Source organism: [Phormidium] sp. LEGE 05292, assembly GCF_015207735.1.
Taxonomy (GTDB): Bacteria; Cyanobacteriota; Cyanobacteriia; order Cyanobacteriales; family Aerosakkonemataceae; genus Floridanema.
Genome location: NZ_JADEWG010000011.1, coordinates 46700 through 61381, shown reverse-complemented (window position 1 = coordinate 61381; position 14682 = coordinate 46700). Strand labels below are relative to the sequence as shown.

Below are 14682 nucleotides of genomic sequence, written 5' to 3'. Positions count from 1 at the left end.
TAAAAGTAGTTACTTCCCAATAATACGAATACCTGCATCTACATCCCTAAGAGATAACAATAAGCGGAAATCATGAGGGATGTCATCTTTAGTTAGACCACTAGTTACTTGTTTTGGTTCTTCAGGTTTTTGTACAATACGGTCAATTTGCGATAAAAAAGCCTCTTCTAGTAAGCTAAGTGCTGTTTGAAAAACCTCTCCTTCTGGCAATTTATCTGGATTAAGAGTTGTAGGAATTTTGTTAATTACCGCGCTGATATTAATAGCTGAACGTCCCACCCCCATACCATAAATTAGATCTCGCAATTTATCAAGTTTATCTAATTCTGCTATATCTATTTCCTGATTTCCTGGTCGCGTTGCAGGACCATCAATATGCAATAAACGCCCAAGCAACAAACCAAAAGCTGTTCTATAAAGTGCATTGTGAGCAAAGCGGTCAATAGGAACAGCTTCCACCATTTGGTCTAAATATTCATGCGCTTTCACAAAATAGTCGAAAATTCCTCTTTCACGAGCGCGTTGCGGTCTGAATAAAATAAACACTAAACCAGGAACAGTTCGTCCAGCACGACTTGATGCTTGGATATATTCAGCCGTTGTGCTGGGCCATCCATAAAACAACATTAAATTGAGTCGGTCAATATCCACACCATGAGAAATTAAACTGGTTGCTACTACATCTGATAATCTTTCTGGGTCATCTTGTTTTAAATTTCTCTGTGGTGTTTCCATCCGCTTGAGAACTTCTTTAACTACATCAATGCCATCATCACCAGAAAGAGTTATTGCTTCTGGAAGCATAGCATTGGCTTTGTCTTCTCCAAACTGTTCTCGTAATACTGCTTTTACTTGTTCATTAATAGAACGTCGAATATCAGAACCATCATTTTTTGAGTTTACGTAAGTACAGCAAAGGTCATGCTCATCAACCAACTGCAAAAATTCATCATCATTTAAAGAACCGAGTCCATACTCAACCTTATATTTTGTAGGTTCATTACGAATAATTTCTAACTCAGTTCGCAAAGATAAAATTAAAGCCATTGACGCATCAAGGGCATTTGCGGCTGTCGGGCGTAGTCCAACAAAGCCTCTGGTTACATAACGGCTATGCTCGTTTGCATAAAAACTGCGCCCCTGAGCAGGCCCTCGCACTGGAAATTGAGATAATTCTCGCCAGTAAAGATGCCTGATTTGTTGTTCTGCCCCTTCAATCGTTGCGGTTGCTGCTAGTATTTTAGGGCGGTTAGCTCCTCGTTCTTGGTGAATAGCATCAATGAGAGCTTCATAATGACCATCAAAAGTCCCCAACTCTTCACGCAGGAGGTGTAACTCATCCTGAAAAATGATAGGGATACCAGGGTCAACAGGTGGTGTGGAGAGGGATTTTAAATTTCGACGAGTACATCCCCCCACAGAATTTTGTTTGTGACAACTACAGTTAGCAACAAAACCATGCACCGAGCATTCATGTGATACGGCACCAAATAAAGTTCGACTAGCAGGACGGAACGTAATGTTAGCAATTTTATCGAGAGTTCCTACCAGCAAAGTCGGTAGTCGGCTATAAATATCTTCATCAACAATATAGAGTGGAATTTCCCGACCACAATCACCTTGAGGTAAAGGTTCATTGAGAGGGCCACAGCGATGTCGAAGTTCTTTGGTTTGTGAATCAATAAAAGTGTGAACATTTTCCGATCCACAATAAGGGCAACGCATCACCATACGATACTGCTGGATAGAGCTAGGAACGTAGTAGCCAACATCCGCCAAGGTTAAATATTTAGGAGGTTGTACACCCGCAGCCTGCATCTTGCTTTTTGCTTGCCCTATATACTTTTCGGCTTCGCTAGGAACAGATTTAAGAGAGTTAGGGCTATTATCTCGACCGCCGTAATAACCCACTGTAAATTCAGGTGTTTTAGCTAAATCTGGTTGTGTTTTTCTAATTTCATCAGCAACAACCAAAGTATCCAGAAAGCGCTGCAACTGCTGATAAGTTAGCAAGCGTAAAGGATACCGTAACCAAGCTACTACACCCCAATCTCGACCCCGCAAGCGATCGAAAAATGCTTGAGTCAGAATAATTCCCATCACAGCCTCAGATTTACCGCCGCCTGTTGGGAAATGAACCACAGCAGCATGGTCAACCTGTGCTAGAGCGTTACTAGCAAAATCTCCTGTCCATTGTCGCGCTGCTAAAGCAGCAAGGTTAGAAACAATATAAACTATCTGAAAAGGTCGCCAGTTTTCATAAGGAGATTTATTACGCTGTTTGCGTTTATCGTCAATTTCGGCGAACGTTTGGTTCATTAGATTAAAAGCTCGCCGCAACTGTGCATATTTTGGATTTGATAAGACCTGAATACCTAACTCAAACCGCTGAATTTCTTGTTGAAAATTGTCCAAATCTTTTTGAGCATCAGAGCTATGTTGAGTCCCTCCTGTTTGTGGATGTTTTTGGTTAATTAACCCTTGCCAATTATCTCGATACTCCTGCATTTTTTCTAAAATCGTTCGGAGTACTTGAAGGTCAGCATCTCCATCAGCTTTTGCCAAATTCTTAAAAGGCGCTTGAATGCCAGCAGTATAAAGCCTTTTTTGCCAATAAATTGGTAAAAATTCAGTCCATATCCAAACTACATCATTATTAATATTCTCAAATTGGGGTGTACAGTTAATTCCTTGAGCAGGAACAGTGGAATTAACTTGATAAGATATTTGAAAACGAGATAATTCTATTGGTTGCCAAATTTCTTTCGGTAATTTAACTTCCAAACAAGCTCCAAACAAGCCCGTGTCTCTTGGGTCGCCGAAAACATCAATCTGGTCACTCTTGTTTCTCAAAAATAGCCGTAATCTCGTCTGACCCCCTAAATTTCGCTTTTGCACTTCTACCGTAACTTTGAAGTTAACGGGAGCAACTTGTCCCGGCTGAATCTCACTATCAACAGCCGTACTATCGTTCTTATTTTTATTCTTTTTGTTAGCCACTCGCTTACAGAGTTCAACCTGTAATTTTTGATGATTTTCTTTAACAAAGGTAACTTCTTGGTCAGTCAAATCATCAATAGTTGGTTTGAGTTCAAAGAGCCAAGCCAATGAATCATTCTGATGTGCTTCGGTTATCTTTTTTAGTTGTTCTGTAATGTCCTGATTAAGTTTAGTGAGGGTAGGAGAACCATCAAATAATAAATCTTGAATCCTCGAATTGACAGAAGCACTGACATCAAAACGCTGCCACATTGGGCGGAGTGACCTCTCAGCAGCTTTACTCAAATCGAGCTTAGGCAAGAAAACACTAAAACGAATTTTTAATTCGATCGGCAACTGTTTCTTATCCCAGTCTGGTGCTAAATTAATCGCTAAACCACAGTTACTTGGACGAAAATTATTTTGCTGCTCGCTGCTGACTGTTGAAGCAGCTGGTAACGGCGAGAGGTAGCCAGTTGGCATCAAACGTCTAGGTTCAGTGGAACTTCTGATAACGCTTCGATGCTCAGATGTTCCTGTAATATGACCCCGTATGCGCCGATAAAAACTCTCAACAAATTGCAGGTGCTTTTCCTGTCTCTTAGAATCATATACATTCAACCCTTTATCAGTGAGAATTGATTCAGGGTCAGTGGATGAAGAGTGAGTAGAAAAATTATTAAGCACTTTTTGTTTGAAAGGTTTTTGTAAAGCTAATGCTTGTTCTGGAGTACCTAAATCGCCAACTTCTTGAGGTAATTCAATAGTATCACCCTTATAAAACTGCCGGACTAAGTTCATCACCTCACCAACAATATGTTGGTTAAATTTAAAAGTTTCTCCAAAGTCACTTTCATAGCTGATAATTTGCAGCTGACGATTTGCAATCCGATCAATTTTTCGAGAGAATCTGAACTGGCGCTGCTTATCCCCAATCGACATCCAGACCTTGAGGGAGTCGTTGTCAGGCATAGGCTGAATGTTCAAGACTTGGGTTTTCATAATTCTCGCTTGTAAATACCTTGACCCGTCCAGTATTGTAAGAATTCCTCTTTATCCATTTTATACTTGGTGCCATCCCACGGGTCTCTGATTAGGATTCTCCCAATACCATCAAAACCATCAACGACGACTAAGTGAGCCAGACGCACCCGCACTCCATGTTCTCGAAGTTCTGCTATCCAAGCTCCTGTGGTCATTAATACCTCTAACACCTCGGCAGAACTAGCTTCTGAAATTAGGAAGTATCCGCCAACCCACCGCCTCAAATCACTAGGATCTAGTTCATTGAGTGTCTCTGTTAGGTCAGGAACAGTCACGGGTGTTCCCCTAATAGTCGCAATTTCTTCCTGGCCAATGTTATTGACTCCCTGCTCTCTCAGTAACATCTCAGCACAGGCAGGACCACAGCAGACGCGGTCTTGCTGTTTGATAACCGTTGGGTCATCGACTTCATCAATAACTTGCCAATTCCCACCTGCACCAGAAAGTTCAGGCGTTGAGTTCTCAGTATTCAATCGTCTCCCAACAGTAGCTAGTCAGTAAAGTGATTAATGCGTCCAAGTGCTATCTAAAATAAAGTTATGGGTATTTTTAGCACAAAAATGCCCTACTCTTGATTAAATCCCTTGTGCAGCTTACAGGTCAAGGTACTCAGAGATAACCATATAATTGAGAGGCTCAGGCAACAACACTAGTTAACTTAACCAATCTGCTCATTCTCTAAAAAGACGATTAAAGGGAAATTCAGGAGAATGAGAAATTAGTTTGGGTTGGGACTGAACTTTTAGAATCTGCATAGCTTCTCGTAATTCACCAACTGTGATGAATACTTGCTGATATTGAAAGACAATTTCATCTGGTTTTCGGTCTTTCCATCCTTCTTGAGCGCAGGTAGATATTACTTGCCCAAGTTGTCTACGTTTAATTCTTAGTTCATTAGCCTTTTGCCAAAATTCTTCAAAACCTGAACGAGCTAATGGCGGTATAAACCAAAAGAAATGTTCTTTCTCACGAGGTAAGCTCAAAAGGTCATCACCACTCATCCAGTTATATTGAATTGTTTCTTCACCAATAGGTAGACCTGTGTCACTAAAAAGTTGGCTGCACACCGTTTTCAAATTGGAATTGGAATTTTTCACCTGCTGTTTGACTAATTCACGCCAACCCTTCAGTAACCCACGATAGAGTACATTAACTTTTGTATCTTCTAGCAAACCTGCCTTCTGAGCAAACAACTCATCTCTGTTCATGCCATCAAACAGTACAACCTTTGTTCCAGCAGTAAGCTCTTTCACATTAATAACGTGAGCTTGTTTACCCGATAACACTAAAAACTCGCTACTTGGTGCTGTTCTGATTTTCAGTCCTAGCTCAAACTCTATTAGAAAGTGACAGTCTAAGTTTCTCGAAATAGCTTCACTCAAGCCAGAATCTAAACCTGTTCCAGTCAAGCTACTAAAACTTTCTTCTAGTTTTGATAAATTAATACTCTTAGATAACTTAGCTTTTCCTGTATTTACTACTTGAACCGATGTATAGTGGGGACTAAAACTATAACTTCCTACTTGCTTGTTTTCAGTTAATGCTAACCAAGTTTTCCGATGCCATTCTCTAGCATCAACTTCTAAATTGCTCCACCACCTTTCAGCACGCTCAGATAAAACTGACCATAGTAATACATCTATTTTCCGAAAAAAAGTCGTTTGTAAGAGATCGCGGTAACAAGCTTTTGGCTGACCTATAACTATCAATTTTTCTCCACCTAGACCGCGAATTTGGCTGATTGGTAAAATTTGAGGCATCGATGAAGGACTGTGACTTCCCGTTAAAAACTGTTCTAAAGCATTGGCTCTTTCTGCATTTTCCAAAGCCACAATAGTTGCTTTATCTGCTGCTTTAATAATTTCTATGAAAGGATTGTATTTGAGTTTAGATAACCTCATCGCTAAGGAATTTAAGTTATAAGACAAAATTAATGCCTTGTCATCTTTACATTTATTAGAAGCGGATTGCAAACGCTTAAATGCGCTTTCTAGAAATTCCCCCCAAAGATGATAAAAAGGTAATACTGGTGCCGAGAGATGTCGCCATATTTCCCATCCCGTAGCCCAAACATTTCTCAAGTTTTGCTGTTTGGCTAAATCAAGCAGTAAATCTGAAGCTTCTTGAAAAAGTTCAGCAATTTTTTCCTCATCTTCTGTATCAAAGTTAAAGGTTTTAATAATTACCTCTGCCTCATTTAGGGCATGACGTTTTCTTTGAAGTATTAAATAGCTCTCCTCTATCGGATGAGAAGTTACACCATTAGTAAAAAGACTAGGCTCTGCTGGATATGAACAAAGAGCAAAGAAGTCGATAGGCCAGAGTTTAATTCCCTCGCAATTATTGTTCTCATGGTACTCAATATCTTTCATTACCCAAGGCGGAACAATACTTACCATCGGAATTTGTTTGTGTCTGCAAACACTAGCTAACTCAAAGGCTCTCTCCCCAAAAGCAGATGGGGATGGATAAGTTCGTCCAGATGGATCGTCAAGTACAACTAAAGAACAATATCTAGATTTCTTCAAAAATTCAATGGCTTCTGAGAGCGATCGCACCATAACCACTCTCAGCCGCTCACTCTTTAATGATTCATCAAATCTATAAACAGGTAAACAAACAATTCGCTCGTTTAAGTCGCAGTGAGTATCGTATATATCTACAAGATTAAATGCTTTGGTTGTTCTTAAAGTTAAGATTTGACCATTGTCTTGAGGTCTAATCCAGATTACAAAGTCTTTGGCTGATACAGCATGATGAGTGTTATAAATATCCCTTTCTTCTCTAGGCAGGTGTGCATAATATGCGATTAATAATATTCCTAAAGATACGGGAGAGACAGGAAAACTAATAAAAATTTGATGGCTCTTAGAAATACTTATAGCAGATAAATAAACTAAATCTTTCTCTAATCTATGAATTTGAATTGAGTGCTTTTTCCTCTTTAGACATCCCAGTAAGGGGTCTAATACCTGGTGCATCCATTCTATCCTCAAACTTTCTGTGAAAATCTCTCCCCATAACCGTTGTTCTTGACAAATTTGCTGTTTTTGTGAGTACACGAAGGAAGTAAGGAGAATTTCCTCCGATATCTGTTCTCCGAACACTCTGCTATCCTGCTAAATACTTGTTACTTATAGAATGCCCAAAGTAGTACCAACTGCTAACAAATGAAGTTAATCTAGTTGAGCGAGAAGTGAATTAGCGATCGAATAAGCCAGTATGGGTGGTACAGCGTTGCCAATTCCTTGAACAACTGAATGATACTCATGCCCTAGTCGAAAATCGTCTGTAAAGCCCATTAATCGAGCTAACTCACGCGGCGTGAGCGCTCTTTCATACTTGTAGTGGTAAGCAAAATCTGCATGACCTTGTACTGTGGGACTATGCCCTTCTGGAAGTAGCCGACGATATGCACTGTAATGACTGCGCCTAAGTTGCCCACTTGTAGGATCGTCAGGAATCTTATAAGTTAAGGGTTCCGGTAAATCTCGCCAGTTTCCACCAGGGACAATTGCCTTTAACCGCTCCCTGGTTTCTGGTCGTATGCGTGGAACTGCATGACCATCGGTTTCTTGAACGTCCTGTCTAGCCCATTTTTGATAGGCACTCTGGGGTGGAGTTGCGTAGGGATGAGACACCTCAGTAGTTTTGGCTTCCAGGATTGGCAAATCTGAGATTGCCTGTTCCACATTGACCAAGTGTGGGTCATTTGGGTCAAGTAGACGAGAGCACCAAGGTTCTTCAAGTTTTGGACAGTAGACTATCTTCCCATTCTGCTCATCTCTATTTAGCCAAAATTGATGATGAGGAATATTTAAGCCCGTTGGAATAACGGGAACCCGCCCAATATCCCATTTCAGCCCTACTACGAATAATCTTGTACGTCGAGAAGGATTTCCAAAGTTTGCTGCTTCTACTACTTCATAGGTAACTCGATAGCTGTTTCGTCCTTTCAATTTTCTTAGAAACGGCTGAAAAACTCTAGAATTTTTTAGTTGAGGTACATTTTCATAAATAAAAGCTAGTGGGTTTAATTCACGTACAATCTCAGCAAATTTGATAGCTAGACGGTTATGAGGATCTGAATGTGTATCTTGACCATTCCGAATTTGTGTGAATCCCCGGCAGGGGCTACCGCCTACAACTAAATCTACTCCCTTAGAAAATTGAACTTTTGTTATTAAATCTCTGATATTTGCTTTTTTAGAAATATCTATATTTAGTACATTAGCATTTGGTAAATTACATTGATAAATGGTAGTTGCAGGCTTATAGTTATCTACTGCCCATAATGGTTGAATAACTCCTGTAGCCTTCAATCCCCAAGACAAGCCCCCCATTCCACAAAATAAATCTAAGGCTTTTAACTCCATTGAATTATATCCCTTTGAATTAGTTTAATACCATTAACATTTAGATACTTACTGATGATATACTTAATCATTATAAAAGCACTCCCTTAATAATATTTAAGTTTAAAATTCTAATAAATCCTGACTATTAACTCATTACGATGATTAACTGGTGTTTCTAGCCGTTGAAACATGAGTGATGTAGCTCAACATCATCACAGCGATAACAATGAACTACAAAAATGAACTGCAAAATCTTCTACTCTTGGCAATCTGACTTGCCGAACCCTACAAATCGTGGATTCATAGGACAAGCTCTGGAAAATGCAGCCAAAGCAATCCGCAATGATGATTCTATACAAGTAGAACCAGTTTTAGATCGAGACACAGCTGGTGTACCTGGAGCACCTGATATTGCAAGTACGATTCTTGCCAAGATTGAACAGGCTCAAGTCTTTGTATGCGACGTTTCGATTATCAATCAAGGTACACAATCTCGACCTACACCGAATCCTAATGTCTTAATTGAACTTGGATACGCAATGAAGGCATTAGGAGCCGAAAGGATCATCATGGTGATGAATTCCGCTTTTGGTAGCCCAGAATTACTTCCATTCGACCTCCGCATGAGGCGAGTTATCACTTATGATATGCCTGCGGAAAGCGGGGAGCGTGCCTCGGAGCGTAGGAGGCTTGAAGGAATACTTACAGAAGGACTTCGTGCCATCTTTGCTGGTGTGGAAGCACAGACACTAGGAGAGGTTGTCCAGCCGCCGTCCATTAGCGAACAAGCGAGGAAAGCAGTTGAAAATGTCCAACCGAATCAAGAATCGCTAGTTCGTAGGTTTATGGTGTGGTTAACGGATGAATTTGTCACATTGGGTTCAAATAATTCATTCAATAAGGCGATTGCTCAAACGGAACGGATAGTTCTAGACTTCGCTTGTTTAGCTGAGGTCATCGCAACAATGAATGCTCGCGATGCAGCTAAAGCTTTATATCAAGGTTTTCAAAGTCTTCTCGAACGTTACGATGTTCCACCCAACTTTGTGGGTAGGCATCACTCAACGGATTTTGATTTCTATAAATTCATGGGTCACGAAATTTTTGTGACTTTCTTCTCGTTTCTCATTCGGGAAAATCGCTGGGAAATCATATCAGATCTCCTAGAAGAGAGTATCTACGTTGAGAATGTATTCGGGCATAAGCCAGAATTAGTGACATTTATTTATGTTTCCCAGTCAATTCAGTCGTTGGACTTCCGGGATCGTATTGCTCTTTTAAATGATCTTCATACGAAAGGAAATATCGCAAAAGTTGTCCCAATGGAACAATTTATGGGCGCTGACTACTTTTTATTTTTACGAGGAGGAGCAAGCGAAGGGTGGGGATGGTTGGCGTGGAGTACATTGTACCTGAAGCAGCCGCCAAGGTTTTTAATTGAGGCTTCTCGTGCTAAATACGCTCAGCTTTTACTACGTCCGCTTGGCGTAAACAACATTGCGGCTTTTCAGCAGTTAGTAACTCACTCAACGCATAAGCTAAAACAAATGTTTGGAGCTTCAGTCTTTTTCGCGCCTTTAGGAGATTTTAATCCACAGAAAATTGGCAGTTACTTTTAAGTAGCTAATTTTTTTTGTTATCACACTTTAGGACTTAAAAAATCGGCATTTACCGGAACTAATCTTAGTTATAGAGATAGAAATACTTAGGAGTTAAACTGGGAAACTTCAATTCGACTCCTAACTATTTCTGAACCTATCAAGCAGCTTTTTCTCCAAAAGACTTTAGCCGTTTTAACCACTCCTGCCAGTAGTCGAGCAATTCTTCCCGTTTGAACGTAAATGTTTCCGCATCTTCACCGGGAAGCGCTACAACAATCAAAGCATTAACAATTTTAGTGCCAAACAAACTCTCACCATAATATCTGTTAATTGCACCACCATAAGCTACAGCCTGTAAAGGCTTATCGTAAAGTTTTTCTACGCGCAGTTTAGGTTCTTCAGCAGTCGTCCACTCAATAGTGCATGGAACATCTTCATAACGGGCAACTAAATCAACCTTTCCAGCGTATTGTTCTAGATAATTTGGCACAACTGTTTCGACTAATTGAACATCGCTAAGTTTCTCCAAAACCGATTGAACGCTATAACAATAGGGCTGAATCAAGCTGGAAGCAATCGGAGATAACCCTTGAAAATATTCCTTAACCCACTGATGTAATAGTTCCCCCCGGCGACGGCTAGTTAGAGCAATGCGATTTGCTTGTGCCTCTCCTATTTTATTGCGCCAATTAGAAAGAGCAGCTACAGACTCAATCGGCTGTGTAGCCTTAAGTATCGTAGTAACAGCTGGTAGCAAGATGCCATTTTCATCTTGATAGTAAAACCGTCCATTGATGTAGGCTGATTTCATAAATTTTGAGGTGTGAATCACTACATCAACTAGCTTCGATGGTTGATGGATGAGATTAAGTTCGAGTAACGTTCTCCAAATGCGTGACTTTGGGTATTAGTTTAGGTATGCGTTTCAACAGACTCGGTTAAAGTGGATATGGGCTATGTAGTCAGAGTATGGCAAGGAAATCGCTTCGGGTAGATCCAGAAAAACTAGAAAAGGTAAAAAGGGCTTTTGAGCGCACAGGATGGACGCAAAACGAACTGGCGAGTGAGGTAGATCTACGTACTCGCCAGCCAATTGGTAATTTTCTTAGCGGCAAGACTGTTGATCGTAAATACTTTCAAGAAATCTGCTTCAAGCTCAATCTAGATTGGAAAGAAGTTGCTCATTTACCCAAAAACGCTGAATCTGAACCAGAGGAGAAAGAGCAGAGTAATGCTCCTCCACCCCAGGATGTTGAATCTGAGCTAGCTGAGAAGGCACTGGACAATAGCTGGGATATTGATATCTTGGTGCAAGAGGTGCGTTCCTATTGTCGCGAGATGATTCAAGACCAATGTGGCACAATGAGATCGCTCACCATGTCACAACCCATTAACGTAAGTGACCTCTACACCAACGTCAACATTCTGGAAAAAATTCCCAGTCGGCAGTGGCGCGAAGTTGATGAAATGGTACAAGACTGTAACCCAGAAAACTTCGATCGCATCGGACTTGGCAGGATAACTGGTAAAGAAATACTAGGATTAGAAGCGGTTGAGAAATACTCAAAATTGATGGTGCTAGGTAAGCCAGGATCAGGAAAAACCACATTTTTAAAACATTTAGCAATCCAGTGCAATACAGGTAAATTTCAAGCTCATCGCGTCCCAATTTTTATCACGCTCAAACACTTTGCAGAAGTAGAAGGACAACCTAGCTTACTAGAATACATCACTCAGATGTTTTCTGATTGTGATGTCTCTGCTGAACAAATAGCTGTCCTTTTGAAGCACGGTAAAACACTGGTTTTACTTGACGGTTTGGATGAAGTAAAAGTTGAAGATAACAGCCGTGTCATCAAGCAAGTTCGTGATTTTTCTGAGAAGTTTCGTAGAAATCAGTTTGTAATGACTTGTCGGATTGCAGCAAGTAACTATAATTTTGATAAGTTTAAAGATGTTGAAGTCGCGGATTTTGATGAAAAGCAGATTAACACCTTTGTCCATAAGTGGTTTAAAACTAATCAAATAGTCAAAGCAGAAAAATTTATTCAACAACTTACTATAAATGATCCGATTCGAGAACTGGCAACAAATCCGTTACTGTTAATGCTGTTATGTTTGGTATTTGAAGAATCAGATAAATTCCCTGTTAATCGTTCAGAACTTTATGAACAAGGAGTAGATATTCTAATAAAAAAATGGGATGAAACGCGAAAGATTGAGCGAGGACAGGTTTATAAAAATCTATCATTGCAACGCAAGAAAGATTTATTGAGCCAAATTGCCCTAACGACATTTGAGCGAGGAGATTATTTCTTTAAACAGAAAGAACTAGAGCAGTATATTGCTGATTACATCCGCCATCTACCTAATGCTCAAAACGAGCCAGAAGTTTTGCAACTGGATAGTGAGGAAGTGCTGAAATCAATTGAAGTGCAGCATGGGCTATTAGTGGAAAGGGCGCAGAAAATTTATTCTTTCTCTCACCTTACGTTTCAAGAGTATTTCACGGCTAAAAGGGTTGTGGAGTGTGCAGATTGGCAAAAATTGGTTAGCGTCAGTCATATCACCGCTCCACGTTGGCGGGAGATATTTTTGCTTATTGCTGAGATGTTGCCGAATACCGATGAACTATTGAGATTAATGAAGCAAAAAATTGATGCTTTGGTAGCTGAAGAAGATAATTTACAGACATTTTTAATATGGATTAAAAATAAATCTATTTCAGTAAAAATCCCGTACAAGCTGTCAGCAATACGAGCATTTTACTATGACCTATCTCTTGCGCTTGATGCTGCTTGCCCTAACCCTTATCTTGGCCTTTTTGAGGATGGCTTCAACTCTGAGATTGCAGTTTCTCTTGGTCTTGATATAGGGCGTGATGCTCGAAAGCATCGTGATATTAATCTTGACTTTCAACTTTGTCGTTTCCTGGGCGATGCTCCCACTTTTATCGATGACCGTGAAATTGAATTTGAGCCTGAAATTAAGCATTTACTGCTTCAAATAAACAGTAAACAGCTTAATTATTATCTTAACTTTGACTTAGATGCCTATCTTGGCTGGTGGTATGATAATGTTCAACAATTGGTAGAAGAATTAAGAGATGCAATCATTAAGTATCGCAATGTAGGTCATAATTGGCAGTTCAATGAATCACAAAAACAACTTTTGCAGCAGTATTATAATGCCAATAAGCTGTTAATAGATTGTATGAATAGCGGTTGTAATATATCTTCTGAAATGCGAAAAATAATTGAAGAAACTTTGTTTTTACCAATGGTTGACATTTAGAATAAAACTCAAATGAGCGAACAAATTAACCCAATTCTACCTGCGATACTAGGCTTAGTTATTTCCGGTCTATGGCTTGCTTACAAGCTAGGCATTTTTAGATACCTTAAGAAAATTAAAGCAGTTTCTAGATGAACTAAAGAGCGCGTCAGCACAAGCAGCAGGAAGTCCAGGAAGAGTCGGATTGTTACAAAGAAAAACAGACTCTAGGATGTCCTCATAAATATTCAAATATTCATGTTTTTGGATATTTGAATATTCAGCTATTTGAATCTGTAAATTTTCAGCCGCTGGAGAGCTTCCACCACTCCCACCAATGGGTTCTATAGCCCAAAACGTGAGAAAAGCTTCAGTCAGACAAAGGATGGAAGAGGTTTCCGCGCTTCTGCCAAACTCTTAATGCCGGATCTCTTCGCTTGCTCCAATCTTTAAAATAATCTTCTCCTTTTTCCACTGCCGACTGAATCTCAGAAGGCATCACACCCAGTCTGGTTGATAATTGCTCTTCTGTTTGAGGCAGTAGTTTAACAGGCGATCTGGGGAACGGATAGGTTTGAGATTTACCTCCTCTTCGCTGCTTAATTAATGCTACTTCTTCCTCCAAAACCATCAGGCGGTGCTTGATGCGAGCCATATCCGCTTCCAAAGATGCGACTGCATCATCTTGAAGGGAAGTAACCTCTGGGACATTGGCTGACAATGTGCCATCAAAAAACTGCTTAATAATTTTCACTAGCGCTGTGCTTTCAGTTATCGATTGTTCCTTCATGTACTCCCGCAGCTTGGAGTGATACTGGGGCGGTAAGTACCCCACAATTCGGATATTTTTTGTTGCCATTTGCCTTTATAGTGCTACTTCTTTTCACCCTACCCAATGGTCAATAGTATGCCACATTTAGTCCAAAGTATGCTAAAGTAGCATTTATAGGAAAAATTGATTAAGCCAAAAAGTGTGCTTTTCAATGCTACTGGTAGCATATTGACTCGGACTGATATCGTGTCCAATAGCATCGGTTGTGTATAGTGGGGGTGTTCCACCCTCGGTGCTACCGTCGAGCAGCCGTCATCACACTCAATTGCGCTCGCGTTTCTGTTTAAGCAGGATTTCTCGGTTATGTTTTGCCCTATGGAACTTGACTGTAAAACTATGAGTGGCGTTAGTTATAAATGCCCTAATTTAACAGAGTGCTTGCATAATTCACGCCTCAATAAGATGCAAGCTATGGTGTTTTACTTTCTCAATTTAGGAGTCAAACCTGAAGATATCAAAGTTGATGGACAACCCTATCAATTAGGAATGCCTATTTCCTTTGAAAATGAGTGTATTACTGTTAGTTCTAGCCCCTTTTCTCATCCCGATACAAATGGGGAACAATCATAAATAAGCCAGAAAAATTCCCTTTAGC

General features: G+C 40.1%; 9 protein-coding genes. 3 read left to right on the top strand and 6 right to left on the bottom strand.

The genetic code is table 11. The features are described from left to right. Nucleotides 1-9 precede the first annotated feature (9 nt). The 4 genes from IQ264_RS05415 to IQ264_RS05400 all read right to left on the bottom strand — a co-directional run bounded on the left by IQ264_RS05415 (nt 10) and on the right by IQ264_RS05400 (nt 8399). Complete coding sequence (locus IQ264_RS05415) at nt 10-3981, bottom strand: helicase-related protein (protein ID WP_228061310.1); 3972 nt, start codon at nt 3979-3981, stop codon at nt 10-12. Next, the gene (locus IQ264_RS05410; protein WP_193979372.1) at nt 3978-4496 is read right to left on the bottom strand and encodes a C39 family peptidase; all 519 of its coding nucleotides are present in this window, start codon (nt 4494-4496) and stop codon (nt 3978-3980) included. Before IQ264_RS05410 ends, IQ264_RS05415 begins: the two co-directional genes overlap by 4 nt. 198 nt (nt 4497-4694) lie before the next feature. Next, nucleotides 4695-7130, bottom strand: a complete 2436-nt coding sequence (locus IQ264_RS05405) for a hypothetical protein (protein WP_228061309.1) — start codon at nt 7128-7130, stop codon at nt 4695-4697. 69 nt (nt 7131-7199) lie between these two features. Then, on the bottom strand, nt 7200-8399 hold the full coding sequence (locus IQ264_RS05400) for a DNA cytosine methyltransferase (RefSeq protein WP_193979370.1): 1200 nt from the start codon (nt 8397-8399) through the stop codon (nt 7200-7202). A 221-nt stretch (nt 8400-8620) separates the two neighbouring features. Here IQ264_RS05400 and IQ264_RS05395 point away from each other — a divergent pair, with 221 nt between their 5' ends. After that, entirely contained in the window at nt 8621-10000 is a 1380-nt protein-coding gene (locus IQ264_RS05395) for a hypothetical protein (protein WP_193979368.1), read from the top strand. Nucleotides 10001-10139: 139 nt separating this feature from the next. Here IQ264_RS05395 and IQ264_RS05390 read toward each other — a convergent pair whose 3' ends face one another. Beyond that, entirely contained in the window at nt 10140-10793 is a 654-nt protein-coding gene (locus tag IQ264_RS05390) for an exonuclease (protein ID WP_193979366.1), read from the bottom strand. A gap of 158 nt (nt 10794-10951) precedes the next feature. On the opposite strand from IQ264_RS05390, the gene IQ264_RS05385 reads away from it, so the two are divergent. After that, complete coding sequence (locus IQ264_RS05385) at nt 10952-13276, top strand: NACHT domain-containing protein (RefSeq protein ID WP_193979364.1); 2325 nt, start codon at nt 10952-10954, stop codon at nt 13274-13276. 349 nt (nt 13277-13625) lie between these two features. Here IQ264_RS05385 and IQ264_RS05380 read toward each other — a convergent pair whose 3' ends face one another. After that, nucleotides 13626-14114 (bottom strand): hypothetical protein, encoded by a 489-nt coding sequence (locus IQ264_RS05380; RefSeq protein WP_193979362.1) that lies wholly within the window; start codon nt 14112-14114, stop codon nt 13626-13628. Between the two features lie 309 nt (nt 14115-14423). On the opposite strand from IQ264_RS05380, the gene IQ264_RS05375 reads away from it, so the two are divergent. Further along, nucleotides 14424-14657, top strand: coding sequence for a hypothetical protein (locus IQ264_RS05375; protein WP_193979360.1), 234 nt, complete (start codon nt 14424-14426; stop codon nt 14655-14657). The last annotated feature ends 25 nt before the right edge of the window (nt 14658-14682 follow it).